Below are 22,790 nucleotides of genomic sequence, written 5' to 3' on the forward strand. Positions count from 1 at the left end.
TCCTTAATTGCAAAATTAAAGAACGTGCTCATTGAGTACTGATCGATCACACACTATAAAGTACTTTCGATGGAACGAGGTTATTCGAAGTTCTCTGACGTATACAACAGCACCTGTACAGGAGAAGCTAAACAGCCTCTTCATGTCGCATCTGATCATCGCCGGCTTTGCGTTAATCTTCTGCGGTGGTGTCGCCTTTACCACGACCCGATTCATCACAAGGCCGATCGATCATCTCGTCGAGTATACCCAGGCTATCAGAGCGGGTAATCTCGACCACCCGATCCGGCAATCCCAAATTCCAGAAGTTCGTTCCCTCTCCCTCTCCCTTTCCGAGATGGTCGATTCCCTGAAAGATATGATGGAGCGCCTTCAGGCATCTGAAGAGGAGCTTCGGCAGCAAAATGATGAACTGGAGGTGAAGGTGGAGGAGCGTACGGCAGCCCTCCGTGACGCCCATGATGAGGTTCACTTCTATCTTGATATCATCACCCATGATATCAACAATACCAACCATACCGCCCAGCTCTACCTTGAACTCCTTTCTTATGAAGTGAACTCAGAAGGAACCCCGTTTATTGATGGTGTGCGGCAGGCAATCGGAAAGAGTGATGATATTATCAGCAATATATCAACACTCAGGCATATCAAGGACGTGAAGAAAGAACTCAAACCAATTCGATTGGCTCCACTACTGGAAAGCGAGTGGTCCAGTGACTCCAGGATAACGGTCGCCCTGGATGGTCAGGATCCCATGGTCCTGGCCGACTCCCTCATTTCACAGTCATTTACCAATATCATCGAAAACGGCCTCAAGTTTGGTGGAGATGATGTTATTGTAACCATAACCGTCACCGAAGGAGAGGATACCATTGAGGTCAGAATATGTGACACGGGCCCGGGCATTCCTGACTCTCTTAAACACCATGTCTTTGCCCGTTATCAGCGTGGAGTCACCGAACGGGTCAGGGGCAAAGGACTTGGCCTCTTCATCGTCCAGACACTCATTCAGGATCGATATGGAGGATCGATCCGGGTAGAGGATCGCATATCTGGAGACTATACACAAGGGGCGACATTCATTGTTACACTGAAGAAGGCGACAAATAACAAATAAATTCTTCTCCTTCTTGATCCGTTGCTACTATACCCCTCTTGTTTCATGGGAGTTATCCCGACTGTATAATTAAATGAGGGTAATAGCAATGTTTATCGTTTCTCTCAACTTTCTATTGTTCCGTACTATTCATTAAAGAGGGAGGATGGTTGTGGTCGGTAGTTTTTTTGGAAATGTCTCGTTTCGCTGGCTTCTGATGGGGATCATCATCGTCATCATCCTCCTGATCACAGGGGTCATCCTAAACCTCAACTACCAGAGCTCAAAGAATACCCTCGAGACACACACCCAGAACCTCCAGGAGAATACCGAATACAGTCTTCTCCAGTCGATGATCCTCACCGATCAGGGGCTCCGTCTCTTTGACCAGTCCCTTGATTACCGCCTCCGAGGGGAGATGGATCGCTTTCTCACCGCCTATCGTGAGAGTGGGGGCGATCCTGCTGCGATGGATCTTGAAGGGCTGAAGGCATCGTTTGGGGATGGCTATGAGCTCTATATCATCAACGAGAAGGGTGTCGTTGAGTACACCACATATCCACCAGATCACCTGATGGACTTCTCTGTATATCCATCTTTTTACAACCGCCTGACCAGCATCCGGGAGGGAAACGTCTTCGTCTCTGACAGGATAACCGCCGAGTTCCAGACGGGAAAACTACGAAAATTTGTCTATCACCCGACAGCGGACAACCGGTATATCCTTGAGATAGGCTACATCGATGATGAGATCAAAATGATGCGTTCCGCCCTCCTGTTCAGAGAGGCGGCGACGAAGATTCAGGATATGAATCCATACCTGACATCAATACGGATCTTTAACTTCCTCGGTGATGAGGTCGGGAACTCATCGTATATATCCGAGGAATTCAGAACAGAGATCATTCAATCTGTCCTTGAGACTGGTGAAGGGTATGTCATCGAGGATCCAGAGAGAGCAACATTCACCCGGTATCTCTTCATCGATCTCACCGGAAATGACAATCCCCCTGAGATGAACCTCGTCGCTGAACTGACGTATACAACAGCACCTGTCCAGGAGAAGTTACATAATCTCTTCATGTCGCATCTGATCATCGCCGTGTTTGCAATCCTGGTCGGTGGTGCAGTCGCCTTCACAACGACCCGGTTCATCACCCGGCCGATCGATCATCTCGTCGAGGATACCCATGCCATCAGAACAGGGAACCTTGATCACCCGATCCGCCAATCCCAGCTTCCGGAGGTCCGTTCCCTCTCTCTCTCCATGGCAGCGATGGTTGCATCCCTCAAGGATATGATGGAGCGCTTACAGGCTTCCGAAGAGGAGCTCCGGCAGCATAATGATGAACTTGAGATGAAGGTTCTGGATCGCACCGCCGCACTCCGGGATGCCCATGACGAGGTGAACTTCTATCTTGATATCATCACCCATGATATCAACAACACAAACCATACCGCCCAGCTCTACCTTGAGCTCCTCTCAGAGGAGAGTGATCCGGCTCTGGCTTCCTTTATCGAGAAGGTCAGGCTCTCCCTTAGAAAGAGTGATGAGATCATCGGCAATGTGACGACACTCCGAAGGATCCAGGAGATGGAGAGCGAACTCACCACCGTCTCGCTCCGATCAGTACTCGCAGGTGAAGAGGAACGCGATGACAGGATAACGCTGAGGATGAAGGATGGCATTCTGGTCCTTGCAGATCCCCTCATCTCACAGGCATTTACCAATATCGTCGATAACAGCCTGAAGTTTGGCGGTGATGACGTTACAGTCTCAATTGATGTTGAAGAAGAGGATGATGAAGCTGTTATTCGTATCAGCGATACCGGACCGGGCATTTCAGATTCGGTTAAACCCCATATCTTTGCCCGATACCAGCGTGGTACCACAGAACGGGTCCGGGGCAAAGGACTTGGCCTCTTCATCGTCCAGACGCTCATCCAGGATCGGTATGGGGGATCGATCCGGGTCGGGGATCGAGTCCCTGGTGATCATACACAGGGTGCATTGTTCACCATCAGGCTGAAGAAGGCTTCTAACGGTTTATGAGAATCGTCTTCTCTTCAGTATAGGCATCAATGAAGGCGAGGCCATTCTCCCGGCCAGATCCACTCTTTTTGATGCCGCCAAACGGAACCTCGGGCGGGAGCTTCATATGCTGGTTTACCCAGACGATACCCGCCTCCAGCGCCTCAGCAGCATTCTCAGCAGCTGCAATATCACGGGTCCAGATCGATGCACCAAGGCCGTACTGCGTATCATTTGCGATCATAATGGCATCATCGAGATCAGCAGCCCGTATGATCGGAAGGACGGGGCCAAAGATCTCCCCCGCCATAATTTTTGAGTCCTCCGAAACTCCGGTACAAAGGACAGGATGGTAGAAGAAGCCATTTTCAGGGAGACCCTCAGGCATTCCCCCCCTGATGATGGCTGCCCCTTCGTCTTCGAGCGCCTGCACGGCATCCTCGACTGACTGTCGGACCGCGGCATTATTCAGCGGCCCCATCATCGAGCCGGGATCGGTCCCATCACCAACCCTGACATCCCTGATCAACCGTTCGAGATGGGTGGTGAATGCATCATGTATCCCCTCCTCGACGATGATACGCTTTGGTGAGGTACAGATCTGTCCTGCATTGTAGAGGCGTAAGCGGAGGGCGGCGTCTGCCATCATTGCAGGATCCATATCCGAACAGATGATCATCGGATCATTGCCGCCGAGTTCCAGGGTAAGACGCTTCATCGTTCGTGCGGCCACCTCCGCAACATGCTCTCCGGTCTCGATCCCGCCGGTGAAGGAGATCTTCCTGACATCAGGGTGTGCAATGAGGGGATCACCTGCTTCTCTTCCATTCCCGGTGACGATGTTGAGGACACCCGGTGGAAGCCCGGATCGGATCATCACCTCTCCGAGGCCAAGGACCGCCATCGGAGCATTGATGGAGGGCTTCAGGACGAGGGTGTTTCCGGTGATGAGGGCGGCGCCTATCTTCCATGCAGCGATCAGAACCGGCATATTCCATGGAATGACCGCCCCACAGACACCAAGGGGCCTCCTCTGAACTACCCCGTACCCGTATCGCGGAAGGCGGTCTGCATATCCTGCGGTGATGAGGGATGCCGATCCGGCATAATACTCAAAGACTGCTGCTGCCCCAAGCACCTCGTCCTTTGCTTCCCTGAGAGGCTTTCCCTGTTCGGTGGTGAGAATGAGGGCAAGCCGGTCTGCTTCCCTCCGGATCAGCTCTGCAGACCGCCAGAAAACCATCCCCCGCCGTGATGTGGGGAGGTCTGACCATGAACGGAAGGCATCACCGGCTGCCATGACCGCACGATCAACATCCTCCTTTCCGCCTTTAGGAACCTCACCTGCCGGCTTTCCGTCTGCCGGATTGATAATCCGGGTTCGTTCTCCTGAGATCGATTCGGTGAATTGATCTCCGATCATCATCTGCATATACCCTGATCACCGGTATAAACAGATAATTGTGATGGAGAAACCGGGTCAGAAAGTATAACGGTCTTTGGATCGAAAGAATACCCTGACAATGGAAGAGAAATATTCCTTCATCGCCAGAATGCCGGATGAACCGGGGTCACTCATCAAAGCCGCAGATCTCATCAGGCAGCAGAATGGTAATATCAACCGGATATCGTTTGACAGGAGGATCGATAAAAATACGGTCTTCTTTGAGGTGACTGCAACAAAAGAGAGGTATGGAGCGATCCGGGAAGGGCTTGGCCGACTCGGCTATCTCCAGTCCAGTATCCCTCCGGTGAATATCCTACTCTTTCACATCTATCTTCCGATGCCTCACCAGCCGGGCGCTCTCTATGATGTCCTCAACACCTGTGCGGAGGCTGGTGCGGATGTTGCAGGAATCGACTTTGATGATACCGGCCAGCATCCTGACCGCCTGACGATCCGTCTCAATGTCATCGACTCTCCAAAGGTCGATGATGTGATCAATGCCATCAAGAGCAGATACCGGCTGGAGATCCTTGAGTATGATATCCTCGGTGAAGCACTGGACGAGACGATCTTCTATATCTGCTTCGCCCAGAAGATTCGTCCTTTCATCGGGGAGATGAATGATGACTTTCTTCTGCCGTTCCTCGGCGATATCAATCATGTCGTCCAGGAGCTGGCAAACCGCGGCGAGGATCCACACATCGTCTTTGAAAAGATTCACCGCATCGGGACGTTCCTCGCTGAAACATCCGGCCCCGGGTTTTATGCTGATATTCAGCAGATCGAAGTTACCGGTGACTGTAACCTCACCTGCATCCAGCCTCCCGGTGGAGGGAGCATCTTCCTCCTTGATATCGGTGAAGAGCGGCTGATGATCGATACCGGGTATGGCATCTATCATGAGGATATTGAACGCCTCCTCTTTGAAGCCGGTCTCCGTGGATTTGGGGAGATCTCCCGCCTCATCTGTACCCATGCAGATGCAGATCACTGTGGGGGTGCAGGGTTCATAAGGAGCAGATCCCATCTCCATCATGGGACAGCGGCGATCATCGACTGTTCGAACAGAGGATATGGATCACGAAGCGAGGGGCTGATCCTTGAGGCCGTCTATACCGGGATCATCAACCTCTTCTCCCGGTTCACCCCGCCTGAGGATCCGGTCCTCTTCCCAACCACCATTCTTGGCTATCGCGGAATCTTTCCGATCATTGATACCTTCACCCTTAACGATCACCGCTTTGAAGTGCTTGAGAGCCTCGGTGGCCATATCTACGGTCAGGTCTTCATCCTCGCCCCTGATCTCGGCCTCCTCTTCACAAGTGATGCCCTCATGAACTTTGGCAGCCTGACCGAGGATCGGAAGGAGTATAACTCGATTGCCGATTTCCTTGTCACCTCGGTCAATGTGGACTCCGATCTTGCACGCCAGGAGCGGCGGGCACTGCTTGAACTGGCAGAGGAGATCGATACCACGATGAAGCAGCGGGGAGGTCGCTGTATCATATGCGGCGGCCATGGGGCCGTCTCCATCCTCGGCGAAGATGGCAGGCTGACTGCGCATGGGGAGATCAGGAGATACAGCCATCCTGCATAATTCTTTTATCTTCGGCGGTTGATTTTCTACCATGGCATCTCCCGTTCTGGCAGTCATCCTCTCTTTCTTCATCCCCGGTCTTGGCCAGTTCTATACAGGGCAGTTCTTAAAAGCAATAGCCCTCTTCATCCTTGCGGTTATCTTTGCAGGCCTCTCGACGGTTCTCATCGGGATCCCGTTCTATCTGATCGTCTGGATTTACAGTATGTATGATGCGTATACAACTGCGGAGGGGAGGTGACAATGTTCGAAGCCCCCCTCCTCCTCCTGCTCATCACCGAGTTCATCGCCATCGTCTTTGTGGCACTCGGGTACCTGATCAAGGTGAAGCGGAAGACAAGCCTCATCGCCGGCTATGATCCAAAGACCTGTGCAGATCCCGATGGGCTGATAGCATGGGTAGGAAACAGCCTCATCGCACTCGGTATCGGCGCGGGAGTCATCTTTGTCGCGATGATCATCATGCCGGCATATTCTGTTATCCTCTTCCTCGCCTATATGGCAGGGGTCGTCCCGATTGCCGCAATCATCACCGCAGTTGGTGCCCGGCGGTTTGACAAAAAATAGATGGTTATCCGGAGCTGTATTTTTCAAGCTCCTTATCCCGTAGCTCTTTTCGCTTTATCTTTCCAGAGATTGTCTTTGGGAGGTCATCCACAAACTCGATGGCACGTGGGTATTTGTACGGGGCGGTGACATTTTTGACATGATTCTGTATCTCACGTATCAGCTTGTCGGAGGGTGTACATCCATCCTTGAGGATGATAAATGCCTTGACGATCGTCCCCCTGATCGGATCCGGAGCACCCACGACGGCTGACTCCTTCACCGCAGGGTGCTCAAGGAGAGCAGACTCCACCTCAAAGGGACCGATTCGGTACCCCGAACTCTTGATGACATCATCATCACGGCCGACGAACCAGAGGTACCCGTCCTCATCCTTCGTCGCCTTGTCGCCTGTGTAGTAGTAATCCCCGGCAAAGACCTCGTTTGTTGCCTCCTCATTCTCGAGGTATCCCCGGAAGAGACCGACCGGCCGCGGATTCGTCCTGATTGCTATCTTTCCAACCTCGTCAACGGGAACCGGGGTATCATCATCATCCAGGAGCTCAATCTCCCATCCGGGTGCCGGCCGTCCGATAGACCCCGGCTTTGGCTCCATGCAGGGGAATGTACCGACGCAGAGGACCGTCTCGGTCTGGCCATATCCCTCAAAGATAGTGACACCCGTCGCCTCTTTCCAGACACGGATAACCTCCGGGTTCAATGCCTCTCCTGCACTGATACAGTGTCGTAACTCCGAGAGGTCAAAGGCCTCAAGATCTGCAAGGATCAGCATCCGGAATATCGTCGGCGGTGCACAGAAGGTTGTGATCTCATACTTTTCGAGGAGAGGGAGGATCTCGGTCGGGACAAACTTCGTCCTGATATCATAGACGAAGACACAGGCACCACAGATCCACGGGCCAAAGAACTTGCCCCATGATGACTTGGCCCAGCCGGTATCAGCAAGGGTCAGGTGGAGATCATTATCCCTCAGGTCATACCAGTATTTTCCTGTAATGATATGGCCGAGTGGGTAGCTGTGGTCCTGAAGTACCATCTTCGGCTCTCCGGTTGTCCCGGAGGTGAAGTAGATGACCATGGGATCGGTTGCTTTTGTCTTCCTGAACCCGGAGAGCGGGGTGAGGCGATGTGATACCGGGGCAGGATAGTCCAGCTCTACCGGGTAACTGACCCAGTTTGGCAGCTCACCATCAACCACGAAACGAACCTTCAGTGACGGGCACTCCTCACAAATCTCCTCAACTTTCCATGCATTCTCCATATCGGTGATAATCATCTTGAAATGGCCGAGGTTCACCCGGTATTTAAGATCCTTTGGTGTCAGCATCGTCGGACATGGGCAGAAGACTGCTCCGAGCTTGATGGATGCAAGTGCAAACGTCCACCACTCAGGCACACGCGGGAGCATAATAAGGACCCTGTCCCCCTTCCCGATATCCCGTTTCATGAACATATTGGCGATCTGGTTTGAGAGGTTTCTCAGGTGGCGGAAGGTGTAGCTCTTCTCCTCTCCGCTCTGGTTGACCCAGATCATTGCAAGTTTATTGCGGTCTTTTTTTGCCCATTCGTCGATGACATCAAACCCAAAGTTATAGTACTCCGGAACATCGATTGTATAATTGGCATAGCCCTCCTCATAGTCGGGCATATTCGGCTCGGTTTCCACCATATATAGAAATATATCCTGAGGGGTCAAGAACCAGATGGTTTTGGATCACCGGCGATCAACAATCCGCTTTGGCCTCCCCGGCACATTATAGAGTTCAAGCTCTCCAGGACCGGTGAAGTGAAAGAGGATCTCAAGCGATCCACTGATGTATATCTCTTGTAGCTCTGGTTTGAACCGGAAGAATGCCTTCAGGAAGACCTCCTGGATCATCTCTGTATCCGAGGTCCTGGGATCAGTGCACTCCAGACTCACACGGAGGATCGTTGTGTCTGTATCTCTTCCCCCATAGAGGAAGGCCTCATACTCACCGGTGAGATACTCCATATTCTCCTTCTGAAAGACTCCCCGTTCGACATCGACACGGTTGAAGGAGCGATCCTCAACCCAGAACCGTTCCCCCTCACGTTCTGGTGTTTTGATGCGGAGCGATGTCCTCCCGCAGATGCACCGGTCACGGGAGACGACGGCCGTTGCATCCTCAGTATCATAATTAATGAGGAGTGTTCCGCACCGTTCCCCGACAGGAAGAAGTTTCGTCAGGATGATTCGCCCATACTCACCGTCTTTTACAAAGTGATCCATCCGGGGATTATAGAGATCCATGTGGATGAGATCTTCAGGGACATGAAGACCTGCTTTTGCATAACACTCCCCGCACATCGTCCCCTCAGTACTCCCATAGGTGTTATACACCTCACAGTCCCAGAGGCTTGCGAGATACTTCCGCGACGCCTCCGCAAAACTCTCACCCCCGACGACGAGCCTGTTGACTCCCGATGCCTTCGGGTCAATCCCCTCATTTGCCAGCCGCCTCGCAAGCCGGATCAGCTTGAAGACCGATCCGATGATGACCGTCGGTTTGTAGTTCTTCACTACCCGGATAGGAAATGTACATTTACCTTCCGGTATGATGGTGCTCCCGGTCCGGCGTGCGGCAAGGGTCATCATATTCGCACCGACATTCATCCCGTAACTTGCACAGACGACGATCCGATCCCCGGGTGCAACCCCATATGATCGGAAGATGCGTGCGTATTTCTCAGAGTAGCGGAGCCAGTCCTGCCAGGTGAGGAAGAAGGCCTTTGGAACCCCCGATGTCCCGCTTGTTTCATGAATGGTATAGATCTCGTTTAATCGTGCGGAGAGAAATTCAAATTTTTCTGTTACAGGAGGCTGATTATTCCGGATTGTGCTCCCCGAGATGACAGGCAGCTCCAGGAGATCCTCATGCTCCCTGATTGATGAGATATCAATGGCATGATCCCTGAACCATTTACGATAGAACGGGGAGTGCTCGTTTGCATAGTGAATCGTATACCTGACCCGCTCGTCGATGATGGCATCAAGTTCATCTCGCGGCATCGTCTCGATCTTCTCGCGGAAATACCCTGTATCGCCCATATGGTTCTTCATGTCAGATGACCGGATATATCTTATCATCGGACGGGGATGGTATTGGATCGCTTCTTTTTTCAGTGCACAGATGCGATCTGGTATAGGAATGGCATCTCATACACAACTGACCCCGGCGATGAAACAGTTCTGGGATCTGAAGAATCAGTACCCCGACTGTATTCTCCTCGTCCGGATGGGGGATTTTTACGAGACGTTTTATGAGGATGCTGTTATCTGTGCACGTGAACTCGATATCGTCCTGACGACACGATCAAAAGATCCCGAAGGGAACCCCATCGCCCTTGCCGGTGTTCCCTACCATGCCGCAGAGACCTACATACCACGCCTCGTGCGAAAAGGGTACCGCGTTGCCATCTGCGAACAGGTTGAGGATCCCAAAAAAGCAAAGGGAGTGGTCAAGCGGGATGTCGTCCGTGTTGTCACCCCGGGGTGCGCCATCGATCCGATGATCATCGATGCCCCGGAGTCACGGTACCTGATGGCGATCCTGCCGGACAGGAAGAGCGACTCCTTCGGCATCGCCTGCCTTGAGCTCTCGACCGGTGAGTTCTTCGTCAGGATGATTGAGAAAGGGGAGGGGCGGATGGGGATCGCCTCTCTCATCGAGGCGTCCCGGCCTGCCGAGTGCCTCATCCCTGAACGGACCGATCCGGCAGTTATCAGCCTTATTACCTCTCTTGGTGTGGTCATTACCGAGAGGAGCCCGGCGGAGTTTGATCCCGCTGATAGCGATACCCTCCTCTGCCGGCAGTTCGGTGTCGCATCGCTTGAGGGCTTTGGCCTCCGTGATATGCCGCTTGCAGTGGGGGCTGCAGGTGCTGCATTTTTGTATGCAACCCTGACACAGAAGACTGCTCTTCCCCACCTCTCCGAGATCAGGGTGATGCAGCCATCTGAAGGGATGATCCTTGATGCCGTCACCCAGAGGAACCTTGAGATCACCCGGACCGAACGTGGTGAGAAGAGCCGATCAACGCTCCTTGGCACTCTTGATCTGACGAAGAGCCCGATGGGGCGGCGGCGACTCTCCATGGAGATTACCGCACCCCTAACCAGCATCTCTGCCATCAATGATCGTCTCGATCTGGTGGAGTGGTTCATGCATCACCCCTTCATCAGATTTGATATAGAGGAGAACGTATCAGAATGCAGCGACATTGAGAGGATCGCAGGAAGGATCGCATATGGCAATGCATCCCCACGGGATCTCCTCGCTCTCGCCGGATCCCTCCGTTCCCTTCTCAGGATCAGATCCTGCCTTCCCGGAGAGATACCCCTCCTTCTGGATCAGCTCTCCGCGGATATCGGGCAGTTCGGGGATCTCATTGCGCTGATCGAATCAGCCATTGCAGATGATCCCCCGCTTCTCATCAGAAATGGTGGTGTTATTCGTGATGGCTTTGATCCGGCTCTTGACGAGCTCCGGAGAACCTCCGGATCCGGGAGAGAGTGGGTTCTCAGCCTTCAGCAGTCTGAGAGGGAACGGACCGGGATTAAATCACTGAAGATCGCCTATAATCAGGTTTTTGGATATTATATCGAGGTGACAAAGCCGAATCTCCCAAAGGTCCCTCCCGAGTATGAGAGGAAACAGACGACAGCAACAGGAGAACGGTTCACGCTCCCCGAGCTTCGTGAGTATGAACGGACGATAGCCACCGCCGACGAACGGGCCCTCATCAGGGAAGGGGAACTCTATCACCATCTCATCGAGGACCTCCGTCCGATGGTTGGGTCTTTTCAGAAGGCCGCACGGGCTACCGGGATGATCGATCTCCTCCTCTCATTTGCCCTCGTTGCTGAGAGGCAGGGGTACACACGCCCGATCCTGACAGGGGGTGGATCCATCCGGATTCGTGAAGGCCGCCACCCCGTCGTCGAGGCGACCGTTGCCGGAGGATATGTTCCAAATGATACAGACCTCGATACCGACGGGGATCAGATCCTGATCCTCACAGGAGCGAATATGGCGGGCAAATCCACCTTTATGCGTTCCGTTGCCCTCATCTGTATCATGGCACAGACCGGGAGCTTTGTTCCGGCTGATGCAGCGGAGATCGGGGTGATTGATCGGATATTCACCCGTGTCGGTGCTTCCGATGATCTCGCAGGGGGTCAGAGCACCTTTATGGTCGAGATGGTTGAGCTTGCATCCATCCTCCGCAATGCCACCGAACGGAGTCTGATCCTGCTTGATGAGATCGGGCGGGGGACGAGTACCGTTGATGGGTACAGTATCGCCCGATCCGTCCTTGAGTACCTTCATGGAAAACGGTCCTCAGGGCCAAAGACCCTCTTTGCGACACATTTCCATCGGCTCGTCGAGGTTGAGGGGGAGTTATCCCGGGTCCGGAACTACCACTTTGCTGTCAGGGAGACGGAGAAAGAGATCACGTTCCTTCGAAAACTCATCCCTGGTGCGACAGATCGGAGCTATGGTATCCATGTCGCACGCCTCGCCGGAGTTCCTGAGAAGGTTCTCACCCGTGCCGATTCGATCCTGAAGGAGACGCTGGCTGAAGAGGAGCGGGGGGGGACGGAAGGAAGAAGGAGGCCCCGGTACACCCAGCTCCTCATCTCGGATCTTCAACAGGAGGCCCCCATGGAGAGTCCCCTTCTTACAGAACTCCGGGAGATGGATATCGATCGTCTCAGCCCCATTGAGGCGTTGAATATCCTCTCCGATCTTCAGAGGAGGGCTGGTGGTTAGATGATGGAGGGTCCAGTCATCCATATTCTTGATGAGGAGACCGTCTCACATATCGCAGCCGGTGAGGTGGTGGAGCGGCCGGCATCGGTTGTGAAGGAGCTTGTTGAGAATGCAATTGATGCCGGGGCATCGCGGATCCGAATTGATATCAGGAGTGATCGGACCGAGGTTCGGCGGATCATCGTCACCGATGATGGCATCGGAATGAGCCCCGAAGATGCCCGGCTTGCATTTCGACAGCATGCAACAAGCAAGATCAGGACGGCCGACGATCTCGGGCTGATCAGAACGCTCGGTTTCCGGGGAGAGGCACTTGCAAGCATCGCTGCGATATCCGAAGTGGTTCTCACCACGAGGAGGCGAGACGATATCGCAGGAACAGAGGTTCGTCTCTCAGGTGGGGCGATCACATCAGTTTCTGAGTGCGGCACACCGCCGGGGACGACGATCAATGTCTCCGGCCTCTTCTTCAACACCCCGGCACGGAGAAAGTTCCAGCGAACCGTCTCAACCGAGCTTGCCCATATCTTCGATATGGTGGAGCGGACGGCGCTATCACATCCGGAGATCTCTCTTCAGCTTCTCCATCAGGAGAAGGAGAAGTTTCGTACCTCCGGGCGGGGGGAACTCCTGGATACGATCCAGAGCCTCTTTGGGGCGGATCTCTCCCGCCGACTCATCGAGGTTCTTCCTGCTCCGGGTAATGTTTCAGTGGCAGGATATATTGCATACCCCCTCCTGTCACAGAGGGGGAGATCTTCTGTGTATCTCTCAGTGAACGGCCGCCAGATAACATCCGCCACTCTTGCACGTGCGATCCGGGATGGCTTTGGGGAGAGTCTCCCAAAGGGTGAGTACCCGTTTGCTGTCATCGACTGCCGGATGGATCCCGAAGAGGTCGATGTAAATGTTCATCCAACCAAAAAGGAGGTTCGTTTCTCATCAGAACGGGCTGTCGCTGATACAGTTCGGGGAGCTGTCCGGTCTGCCCTGACAGAATCCGATTCATTCCAGGTGCCGGAGATCAGGCGGAATTCGGCACCTGCCCCGGTCGTAGAAGAAAACAACCACCATCCGGAACCGGTACTGAGGAGAACTTCAGCTGGTGTGGAACTGCCCCGGAAGACCGTCGTCGCCGAAGGAAAGGGTATGTATGGGCGGACCGACCGCCAACTCCGACAGACGGAGCTTCCCAGGGAGGGTCCGGAGATTGCATTCGTACCTTCAGTCCTCGGGCAGATCAACGGAACCTACATCCTCGTTGCGGGAAAGGATGGGGGCCTGTTGATCATCGATCAGCATGCAGCACATGAAAAGATCGTCTATGACAAGCTCCGAAAACAGGCAGATGGCCCGCCTGCATATCAGCATCTCCTTGTACCGGTGACGATCAGCCTCTCGCGGAAAGATTCAGCCCTCCTCAGGGATGCAATCGAGGATATTGCCTCGGCCGGGATCATCCTTGAGGAGTTCGGCGGTGATTCATGGATGGTACGGGCAGTCCCGGCAGACGGAGTGAAGATTGAAGAGCCAGATGAGATCAAATCGCTCGTCCTTGAACTGATTGAGGGCGTTCGAGGTCCTGCCGGAGATCGGCGCCTTCAGATGTACCAGACGATCGCATGCAGGGCAGCGATCAAGGGAAATACCCTCCTTTCGCAGGAGCAGATGGAGCGACTCATCTCCCAGCTCTTCACCGCTGCGCCTCCGTATACCTGCCCTCATGGACGGCCTGCTGTCATCAGCTATGCGCCATCTGATCTGGAGCAGCTCTTCAGGAGACGATAAGCAGAAACAGGGCACATTGATTATCACCTCCTCCCTCACATGATATACTGTGAAATGGGGGATTCTTGGTGGCGGGCTGACCGGTGTGACGCTCGCCCGGCTGTTGCATGAGGCAGGGGAGGATCCGGTTGTCTTTGAGAAGGAGGATCGGATCGGTGGTCTCTGCCGCTCGATGTATAAGGATGGTTTCACCTTTGATCAGGGTGGTTCACATATCATCTTCTCACGTGATACCGATGTACTCAGCTTCATGCATACCGTTCTGGATACCAATAAAGCGGAACGGAAGCGGAATACAAAGATCTTTTATAAGGATCTCCTGGTCACGTATCCTTTTGAGAACGGGCTCTATGAACTTCCCAAAGAGGATCTCTTCTTCTGCATCAACGAATATATCAGGACACTCATCGCTGCCGAAAAGGGGGAAATGCCTGCCCCTGGAAACTTCCGTGAATGGATCTATTGCACCTTCGGCCGGGGGATAGCCGAATGCTATCTTGTTCCATATAACGAGAAGATCTGGAACTATCCGACAGAAAAGATGTCGGCACACTGGATGGAAGGACGCGTTCCACGCCCACCCGTTGAGGATATCATCAGGTCTGCAACCGGGATTCCAACAGAGGGGTATACCCACCAATCGGTCTTCTGTTATCCTGTCGAGGGGGGAATCGAAGCCCTGGTATCGGCAATTGCAGATCCGATACAGGAGAAGATATATACGGAGTATACCGTCAGATCTCTCCGGAAGGATGGGGACACCTGGATCATCGGAGATGGAAAGGATGAGTATCAGGTCGATGCTGTCATCTCCACCATCCCGCTCCAGTATCTCCTGCCAACACTCCCGGATATACCACCTTCTGTTCTTGAGGCATGTAAGAACCTCCGCTACAACTCCCTCATCTCGGTCTGTATCGGATTCGAAGGATCTGTCCCTCCCCTCTCCTGGGTCTATATCCCCGACAGCGCCACCGCTCATTTCAATCGGATATCGTTTCCATCAAACTACAGCGATTCAGTCGCCCCCCCCGGCCATGCGTCGATCCTTGCCGAGATCACCTATAATGACGGCGATGCCATCTCAGAGCTGACCGATGAGGAGATACTCGATGATACTATCTCCCACCTGACCCGGATGGGCTTCATCCCTGAGGGTGCCAGAATTGCTACCCGTTCAGTCGCCCGTTCGGAGTTTGCCTATGTCGTCTATGATCTTGAGTACCTCAGGAATATTCAGATTGTTCGGACCTGTCTTGAGGATCTCGGCATCCATCTCGTCGGGCGTTTCTCGCAGTTTGAATATCTCAACATGGATGGCTGTATTCGTAGCGCCCTGGAGTTTATGGAGCGATTATGAGAGTAAATATCTTCGTTGAGGATATCTTCTTCTTCAAGTATCTTGGCTGTTCAACCCTTGCAAAGACACTCTATAGCGGAATAGCCGCATCAAAAAGCGTTGACACCCGCTGGAACTCTTATGATGCCGATTTTGATCTTGTTCATTACCATAGTTTCGGGCCGATGACACTCACCCATAAGGCATACAGTGATGGTGTCAAAGTCCTGACGGCGCATTCAATTCCCCGTTTAAATGACGGGAATATCGCCTTCTCCTCCTTCATCAATAACCAGTATCCAAAGATCTATTCGAAGTTTGATCATATCATCGCCATCACCCCACCAAGCCTGCGCGAGATCAATGAGATGCTCCCCGATATGGAGACGACCCTTATTCCAAACGGGGTGGATCGGGAAAAGTTCAGGCCCGATAAGGAGAAGAGGGGTCGATTCCGGCAGCTGATCGGGGTATCAGAGATGGATACCGTCGTCCTGACCGTTGCGCAGGAGACGCCGAGGAAGGGGATCTATGATTTTCTGACCCTTGCAAAGCTCTTCCCTGATATCATCTTCGTCTGGGTGGGGGGGTATCCATACAGCATCTTTTCAAAGGATTATGCCAGGATCGAATACTGCAAGCGAAATGCAGGAAGGAACGTCATATTCACCGGATTTGTTCCTGATATCACCGAGGCGTATGCAGGAGCTGATATCTTCCTGATGCCGTCGTTTGCCGAGATCATGCCGATGGTCCTCCTTGAAGCCCTCTCAAGCGGTGTTCCGATCATTGCCCGTGACATACCGGAGTTTCGGGAGGTCTTTGGGCCTGCTGCCCTTCTCTTCTCTGATATTGAAGGGGCGGCAGCTCATCTGAGGGATGAACCTGAGATCAGGCGTATCAAAACGATCGCCCGGCCATTCACGGAACGATATGATATCAAAAAGATTGCAGGTGAGCATATCGCAACATACAATAAACTGGTGAACGAGGCATGATATCTGTCATTGTACCAACCTATAACGAAGAGGGAAATATCGAGGACTGCCTCCGAAGTCTCTCAGACCAGACGATCCCACGATCGGACTATGAGATCATCGTCGTCGATGGCAACTCACGCGATGCAACCCGAACCATCGCAGAGAAGTATGCAGACTCGGTCTTCATCCAGACCAGTGCAAAGGTCGGTGGAGCACGCAACGATGGTGCTGTTGCATCGAAAGGGGATATCATCGCAACAACGGATGCCGACTGCCTCCTGCCGAGAGACTGGATCGAGCGAATTGCGGCAGGATTCGAAGATCCCGAGGTAGTTCAGCTCTACGGCCTTGTCGATCCGCGTGAGCCAGGAGTCAGGCATATCCTCTCGCTCGCCTTTGCCAACGCCTTCTCTCGGATTGGGCACTCTACGCACACACTCTACTACACACTCGGGTGCAACACGGCATTTCGGCGGGAGGCCTTCTTTGAGGCAGGGATGTACCGGACCATCGATGCAGGGGATGACCTTGAGATTGCGCGAAGGATGAGAACGCTTGGGCGTGTGAAGCTGGATGGAAAACTCAGGGTGAGGTTCTCAATGCGCCGGTACGTCCAGTTTGGGACGCTCAAATCCCTGTATGAATGGCTCTATATCACCGTGAAGGGCGGGGATGATGAGAAGTACCAGTACTCAAGGCGTGAGTACAAGTGATTAGAAGAGGCGGATTCTGGCTTAGTTAATATAATAATCGATCTGTTTTATAATTATATCTTTAATTTAACCTTTTTAGCTTTCATTACTTCAAAGATATTGGTATACTTCACATCGAAAATCTCACAGATATTTGGAATTTTCACCTTCTTTGTCCCTCCTCCAGCCTTTGATTCATGGGTCACAACCGTGTAGCCTTTCGCCATTGCTGTAGCGATGAGCCATGGATCAGCTTTCTCAAGGAATCTGTACTTATTTTCCGGGGAGAAGACTTCGTGTTTTAATATATAATTAGCAATCTTCCTTTGATTGGCCTGTATCTCGACATCAGTATCGATGAACTGCTGTAACGGGAATCTTTTCAACCATGCCTCTAATTGATCATCATGATATGAGCTGATAATTTCTTCCCTGACCTCTTTTATCGTTAAAAAGGACTGCTCATCAGATAGTAATGCAAGCCATTCCCAGAACCCTTCAGCAATCTCAAACGAATAATACCTGTTCTTCGCTTCGATGAAAATATTGGCGTCAAGAAGGTATTTCATGTTAATATCCAAGCTTTCTGGAAAATTCTCTCAGACTGTCAGCGCTTTTCACTCCAAGCAGCCTGAATGCATCACGATATAACATCCGGTTAGCCTGTACCTCGGAGATGACAGCAAGAGCCAGGTTTCTTCCCGTTTTATATCTCCTGATGATATAGGGATCCGGGTGTGCATTTTTCTCCTTGTTTTTATTCTTCTGGGAATCAATCCGCGCCATCTCTTCCGATAACAGGTTCTCCTTCTCGTGATAGCTTATCAGATTCAATTGATATGCACGGAATATACAGACCAGCCTGCTTACCTTCAGTTTCAGCCGGAGATTATCAATGTTCCTGCTGCTATCTGTTCCTGCATCCCAGATTGACAGAACACGATCCTTTGGAGTGAGAAAATCCGCAGCTGCCATATTGCACCAATGCTCCTCGGGAATGGACGGGTTCGCTTCAAGCGTATTGTCAAGCACCCCGCTTTTTCCAATCAGAAGATGTGCTATCTCGTGCATGAGAGTGAACATCTGTGCGGCTTTGGCGTCTCTCCCATTGATAAAGATAAGGGGTGCATACTCATCAGAGAGGACGAATCCCCGGAACTCATCGGTATCAAGTGGACGATGTGTATTGTTCCTGAGTGTACTATTGACAATAACGGTTATCCCGGCATCTTCTGCATGGTTGATCAGATACCGAAATGCAGTCTCCCAGTTCTGGCAGCTATGATATTCATCATCATTTATGCACAGAATTCTTTTCATCTCTTCTGCTGCGGTTTTTGGACTTTCAAGAATGTTGAATGAATGGATAAACTCAAGAGGTTCTGCATCTTCGGAGAGAAGATAATCACGATACCACTCCTGTTTCAGCTTCGCATCACGTATCGTTTCAAGTAGTTCAGGACTCGGTTTTCTGATAATCCCCGTTCGATGAGTTCTGAAATCAGGGATTGGTATCGTCTCATCCGGTGGGTTGTCTGCATACAGCAGGCCATACGGTAACAATGCTATTTTTGCCAAGGCTTTGGCTTTTGTTATTGGAATTGGGACCTCCCCTGCTTCCCAACGATTGATACTATCTGATTGAACCTGTAATCTGGATGCAAGTTCATCCCGGGAAAGTCCTGCTCGTTCCCTTGCCCACCTGATCATTAACCCGTTAATTATGGTGTCCATCCTACGCCCTTTCACTGGTATTCTTCGATTTTATTTACATTTGTTACAGGTTATGATAATATTTCCTGATTACGACGGGTATCAATCCCGATCTCGGCCCCCACCTGATCTCCTCTCCGCCGCATCCGCTCACCCAAGTTGCCCCTGCACCCTCCCTCCGACCACAAGATACGCCCCGGCCCGTTTCATCACAACACCTGCTTCCCTGAGCATCTGCTCTGTCGCTACCCTTCCAGAACTCCTCAGGCTGATAACCCGATCTGCCGCCTTTGGGCCTATTCCCGGAATCCTGATCAGCTCCTCCCATGTAGCAGAAGAAGGATCGATTCGTCTCTTACCAGAACAATTGATCTTCGGATCACCCGGGAGAAGCATCCCATCCTCCCCGAGGGCAGGAATGATCTCCTCTTCGCTGTAACCATAGGAGCGGACAAGCGCATCGATGGCATAGAGCCCTTTTACGCGAGCAGGATCTGCTCCTTCTCCCCTTTGAAGCGGGGTATTATCAAGGGGGGTAAAGCCGGAATAATAGATCCTGGCAGGTTGATACTTCCGGTACTCAGATGTCATGAACGAGAGGATCTCATCATCCCCCTCTCCCGCTGCCCCGACGACAATCTGAGTGGTATGTCTCCCGGGTGCTTCGTCTGCAATCCATGCATGCCTTCTCAGGAGGTCGGATTCGTAGGTTTTTACAGAGGCAATCTCAGAGAGGCGGCCGCTCCCTGTCGCTTCAAGATTGATACTGATTCGATCTGCAATTCGTGCTGCCTCGGTGATATCGCTCCGCACCGCTCCGGGCACAATCTTCAGGTGGAGGTATCCGGTAAAGCCTCCCTGCCTGAGGAGCTCTCCGGTCCGGAGGAGCTTCTCCATACTCTCATCGGTCTCACGGGGGATGCCGGTGGAGAGGAAGAGCCCGTCTATCATCTGCTCTCTCCACAGTGTAAGGACAAGGGAGGCGAGCTCGTCCGGGGAGAAGGCGGCGGGTGATTCATTTCTGCAGACTGGACAATATGCACAGTCAAAACTACACCCTCCGTCAAGGAGGCATTTCAGATACCGCCCCTTCACCATCCCTGAGCGGCTATCCCCGGATGGGAGGCTGATATCGAAGCAGGATCGGGAGAGTGTTCTGAGCTTGTGCAGCTGCTCTGACATTCCAGGTGATCATCTGAGGGAAGTACTGATTAATCCCTGTCACCGGAGTGTGAAAGTGTTCCTTCTTTCAGATTAGGGGCACATAAGCAGGTTTTGGCGAAGAGGCGAAGCCTTATATTTCTTCTCCACCTTCCACTTTTCTGGAGAAGAAGATGAGGGAATTAGTCTGTACTATCTGTGGAAAGAAGGCAGTGGGGTGTCAGGTGTTTGGTTGCTGCGGATCCTATGTCTGCCATGAGCATGCAGATAAACCCCTGCAGGAGCTCAAACCCGGGGAGAAACTCGATCTCGGAGGAAGGTATTACCTTCGGTTGAAGGAGGAATCTGATGAAGAAGCTGAGAGATCCAAGAGTTCCGAGGAGAGGGAGTAGGCATCCGGAGACATGGATCATAGGATTTTTATAGTTACCATAATATTTTGAGATCATGGATGTTTCACTTGCACTGATGTATGTCCTCCTGGGGGCAGTCCTCGGAGCAGTTGGCCAGGGCACGCGGGCAATCGTAGGTATCAAGAAAGCCTCGGATGAGGCCGCTGAAAAGGGCCAGGAGATGAAAGACTGGTTTAATCTCAGCTATCTGATATTCAGTCTGATCCTCGGATCGATAGCCGGGGTTCTGGCAGCGGTTGGTCTTCTTGGATCTGAGATCACCCGCGAACTTCTGTTTGGACTCATCATTGCCGGATATGCAGGCGCAGATTTCATCGAAGGATTTGCAGAACGCTTTATCCCAAAGACCGGGGCTCCCCCGGCACCCTAAATGACAAGTCTCCTCCTCATCAGGTTTAGCCCGATGATAAAGAATAATGCCGCAACCCCGATGATCCAGATGATGTTATAGAGGATCAGGGGTGAAAATTCCGCTGCTGTGATGGCCCGGTTCAGGCTGACGACGTTGGCAAGGGGGAGGAGGCCGAATGCAAAGTACTGAAGTGACTCCGGGAGTATGGAGATTGGGAAGAATGTCCCTGAGAAGAGGAACATCGGGGTGATGAAGAGGAATGCCGGGTAGTTGAGGGAGTCGATGCTTGGGGTTATAGCAGTAAAGCAGATGCCGATACTGGCAAAGAGGATGCCTGCCGGTATGGCACAGGGGATTAGAAGCAGCGACATCGGCAGATCGATGACACCAAAGAGGAAGAGGACCGGGATCATAAGGGCTGCATAGATCGTCCCCCGTGTTGCTCCCCAGAGGATCTCGCCAGTGACAATATCCTCGATCGAGAGTGGCGTTGCGATGATCGCATCAAAGGTCTTCTGGTAGTACATCCTGACATAGCTTGAATAGGTGCACTCGAAGAAGGCTGAGTACATAACTGAGATCGAGACGAGTGCAGGTGCGATGAAGACGGGATACGGGATGCCGTTGACATCCTCGATGAGTGCTCCGACACCGTAACCGAGGGCGAGAAGATAGAGGACCGGCTCCACAAACGGCGGAATAAAGTTGACTTTATATGTCCGGATGAATGCGTCAAAGTTCCTCCGCCAGACTGCCAGTGACCCTCTTGAGATCTCAGATAACCCAAAGTATCCCATATCTGCTACTCCCGAAGCGTCCTTCCGGTGAGCTTCAGAAAGACATCCTCAAGCGTCGCCCGTCGGACTGTAACATTCGTATGGCGGCATGACTCCATCAGCGTTTGTGCGATGGTCTGGGGTGTTGCGGTCTGTACCTGGAGGAGATCGCTAAAAATATCATAGGGGATATCCCCGGCTTCCAGGCAGGCGATGGCTTCGGGAGTGGGGGTAGTCTCAATGATCTCAGATCCTGCATACTCCCTGACAAGTGTCTCCGGACTCCCCTCAACAAGGATCTTTCCATGATCCATGATGACAAGACGATCGCAGAGCCTTTCAGCTTCATCCAGGTAATGGGTCGTCATCACCTGGGTACATCCTGCTGCCTTCAGATGGCGTAACTTTTCCCAGATGAGGTGGCGGGCCTGGGGATCGAGGCCGATGGTGGGTTCGTCCAGTATGAGGAGCTGTGGATCATTCATCAACGCCCGTGCAATGATCAGTCGCCGCTTCATCCCGCCTGAGAGCTTCTCGATCAGGACATCCCTCTTCTCTGAAAGTTGCATAAACTCAAGAAGCTCATCTGCCTTCGTCTCGGCGTCATGGCGGGGTATCCCGAAGTAGCGGCCATAAATCGTCAGGTTCTGGAATGCAGAGAAGTCAGGATCAAGATTATTCTCCTGAGGTACAATACCGAGTCGTTGCTTGATCTTCCGTGGTTCTCTTTCCACATCCATTCCAAAGACGGAGAGGGTTCCTCCGGTCTTTGGTGAGACGCAATGGATCATCTTCATTGTTGTCGTTTTTCCGGCACCATTTGGTCCAAGAAACCCAAAGATCTCCTTCTCTTCCACCGAGAAGCTGATCTGATCAACAGCTGTCAGGTCAGGGAACCGCTTCTCCAGCTTCCGTGCTGTTATCACCCCCATACATCACCCAGGTATCTGCCAGAGCTCTCCTGTATCCGGGCATCACCCCGCTGCTCCAGTCTTATCCGCGAATACAATGATCGTATCCGCTCTTATGTTTATACGTCAAT

General features: G+C 52.3%; 20 protein-coding genes and 1 pseudogene. 12 read left to right on the plus strand and 9 right to left on the minus strand.

Annotated elements, in window-relative coordinates:
• Positions 1–142: 142 nt before the first annotated feature.
• Both J2T58_RS01655 and J2T58_RS11180 read left to right on the plus strand, forming a co-directional pair.
• Positions 143–1,117 (plus strand): sensor histidine kinase, encoded by a 975-nt coding sequence (locus J2T58_RS01655; RefSeq protein WP_253486934.1) that lies wholly within the window; start codon positions 143–145, stop codon positions 1,115–1,117.
• 151 nt (positions 1,118–1,268) lie between these two features.
• Positions 1,269–3,149, plus strand: a complete 1,881-nt coding sequence (locus J2T58_RS11180; protein WP_253486936.1) for a HAMP domain-containing sensor histidine kinase — start codon at positions 1,269–1,271, stop codon at positions 3,147–3,149.
• On the opposite strand, the gene J2T58_RS01665 is transcribed toward J2T58_RS11180, so the two are convergent.
• On the minus strand, positions 3,136–4,560 hold the full coding sequence (locus tag J2T58_RS01665) for an aldehyde dehydrogenase family protein (RefSeq protein ID WP_253486938.1): 1,425 nt from the start codon (positions 4,558–4,560) through the stop codon (positions 3,136–3,138). The genes J2T58_RS11180 and J2T58_RS01665 overlap by 14 nt on opposite strands.
• A 91-nt stretch (positions 4,561–4,651) precedes the next feature.
• Between J2T58_RS01665 and J2T58_RS01670 the strand changes: the two genes are divergently transcribed.
• The 3 genes from J2T58_RS01670 to J2T58_RS01680 are packed head-to-tail and all read left to right on the plus strand — an operon-like array spanning position 4,652 to position 6,739.
• Positions 4,652–6,172 (plus strand): MBL fold metallo-hydrolase, encoded by a 1,521-nt coding sequence (locus tag J2T58_RS01670; RefSeq protein WP_253486940.1) that lies wholly within the window; start codon positions 4,652–4,654, stop codon positions 6,170–6,172.
• 31 nt (positions 6,173–6,203) lie between these two features.
• Positions 6,204–6,413: a DUF5683 domain-containing protein gene (locus J2T58_RS01675; RefSeq protein ID WP_253486943.1), complete on the plus strand. Its 210-nt coding sequence runs from the start codon at positions 6,204–6,206 to the stop codon at positions 6,411–6,413.
• Positions 6,414–6,415: 2 nt separating this feature from the next.
• The gene (locus J2T58_RS01680; RefSeq protein WP_253486945.1) at positions 6,416–6,739 is read left to right on the plus strand and encodes a DUF3784 domain-containing protein; all 324 of its coding nucleotides are present in this window, start codon (positions 6,416–6,418) and stop codon (positions 6,737–6,739) included.
• A 4-nt stretch (positions 6,740–6,743) separates the two neighbouring features.
• On the opposite strand, the gene J2T58_RS01685 is transcribed toward J2T58_RS01680, so the two are convergent.
• Positions 6,744–8,387, minus strand: a complete 1,644-nt coding sequence (locus J2T58_RS01685; RefSeq protein WP_253486948.1) for an AMP-binding protein — start codon at positions 8,385–8,387, stop codon at positions 6,744–6,746.
• A gap of 66 nt (positions 8,388–8,453) precedes the next feature.
• Positions 8,454–9,809, minus strand: a complete 1,356-nt coding sequence (gene ftsA / locus J2T58_RS01690) for a coenzyme F390 synthetase (RefSeq protein ID WP_253486952.1) — start codon at positions 9,807–9,809, stop codon at positions 8,454–8,456.
• A 100-nt stretch (positions 9,810–9,909) separates the two neighbouring features.
• Between ftsA and mutS the strand changes: the two genes are divergently transcribed.
• From mutS to J2T58_RS01715, 5 genes are read left to right on the plus strand one after another with little or no spacing between them, the layout of a single operon-like run.
• A complete protein-coding gene (gene mutS / locus J2T58_RS01695; RefSeq protein WP_253486954.1) occupies positions 9,910–12,534 on the plus strand; it encodes a DNA mismatch repair protein MutS in 2,625 nt (874 codons plus the stop codon).
• A complete protein-coding gene (mutL, locus tag J2T58_RS01700; protein ID WP_253486957.1) occupies positions 12,535–14,322 on the plus strand; it encodes a DNA mismatch repair endonuclease MutL in 1,788 nt (595 codons plus the stop codon).
• Between the two features lie 49 nt (positions 14,323–14,371).
• The gene (locus J2T58_RS01705; protein WP_253486960.1) at positions 14,372–15,682 is read left to right on the plus strand and encodes a protoporphyrinogen/coproporphyrinogen oxidase; all 1,311 of its coding nucleotides are present in this window, start codon (positions 14,372–14,374) and stop codon (positions 15,680–15,682) included.
• Positions 15,679–16,659: a glycosyltransferase family 4 protein gene (locus J2T58_RS01710; RefSeq protein WP_253486962.1), complete on the plus strand. Its 981-nt coding sequence runs from the start codon at positions 15,679–15,681 to the stop codon at positions 16,657–16,659. The genes J2T58_RS01705 and J2T58_RS01710 overlap by 4 nt, the downstream gene beginning before the upstream one ends.
• Entirely contained in the window at positions 16,656–17,354 is a 699-nt protein-coding gene (locus J2T58_RS01715; protein ID WP_253486964.1) for a glycosyltransferase family 2 protein, read from the plus strand. Before J2T58_RS01710 ends, J2T58_RS01715 begins: the two co-directional genes overlap by 4 nt.
• 53 nt (positions 17,355–17,407) lie before the next feature.
• Here J2T58_RS01715 and J2T58_RS01720 read toward each other — a convergent pair whose 3' ends face one another.
• The 4 genes and pseudogenes from J2T58_RS01720 to J2T58_RS01730 form a co-directional block, all read right to left on the minus strand.
• Positions 17,408–17,902: a DUF4411 family protein gene (locus tag J2T58_RS01720; protein WP_253486966.1), complete on the minus strand. Its 495-nt coding sequence runs from the start codon at positions 17,900–17,902 to the stop codon at positions 17,408–17,410.
• Position 17,903: 1 nt separating this feature from the next.
• The gene (locus J2T58_RS01725; protein ID WP_253486968.1) at positions 17,904–18,911 is read right to left on the minus strand and encodes an ImmA/IrrE family metallo-endopeptidase; all 1,008 of its coding nucleotides are present in this window, start codon (positions 18,909–18,911) and stop codon (positions 17,904–17,906) included.
• Between the two features lie 3 nt (positions 18,912–18,914).
• Positions 18,915–19,067 (minus strand): annotated as a pseudogene (locus J2T58_RS11185) (helix-turn-helix domain-containing protein); the annotation flags it as partial.
• A 129-nt stretch (positions 19,068–19,196) separates the two neighbouring features.
• A complete protein-coding gene (locus J2T58_RS01730; RefSeq protein WP_253486969.1) occupies positions 19,197–20,228 on the minus strand; it encodes a radical SAM protein in 1,032 nt (343 codons plus the stop codon).
• A gap of 152 nt (positions 20,229–20,380) precedes the next feature.
• Between J2T58_RS01730 and J2T58_RS01735 the strand changes: the two genes are divergently transcribed.
• On the plus strand, positions 20,381–20,599 hold the full coding sequence (locus J2T58_RS01735) for a hypothetical protein (RefSeq protein ID WP_253486970.1): 219 nt from the start codon (positions 20,381–20,383) through the stop codon (positions 20,597–20,599).
• Between the two features lie 55 nt (positions 20,600–20,654).
• Positions 20,655–20,990 carry a hypothetical protein gene (locus J2T58_RS01740; RefSeq protein WP_253486971.1) on the plus strand — a complete coding sequence of 112 codons (336 nt, stop codon included), beginning with the start codon at positions 20,655–20,657 and terminating at the stop codon, positions 20,988–20,990.
• Here J2T58_RS01740 and J2T58_RS01745 read toward each other — a convergent pair.
• Together J2T58_RS01745 and J2T58_RS01750 are read right to left on the minus strand one after the other, a co-directional pair.
• Positions 20,987–21,769 carry an ABC transporter permease gene (locus J2T58_RS01745; RefSeq protein ID WP_253486972.1) on the minus strand — a complete coding sequence of 261 codons (783 nt, stop codon included), beginning with the start codon at positions 21,767–21,769 and terminating at the stop codon, positions 20,987–20,989. The genes J2T58_RS01740 and J2T58_RS01745 overlap by 4 nt on opposite strands.
• A 5-nt stretch (positions 21,770–21,774) precedes the next feature.
• Complete coding sequence (locus J2T58_RS01750) at positions 21,775–22,680, minus strand: ABC transporter ATP-binding protein (protein WP_253486973.1); 906 nt, start codon at positions 22,678–22,680, stop codon at positions 21,775–21,777.
• Between the last annotated feature and the right edge of the window lie 110 nt (positions 22,681–22,790).

Source organism: Methanocalculus alkaliphilus, assembly GCF_024170505.1.
In the GTDB taxonomy this organism is placed as follows: domain Archaea; phylum Halobacteriota; class Methanomicrobia; order Methanomicrobiales; family Methanocorpusculaceae; genus Methanocalculus; species Methanocalculus alkaliphilus.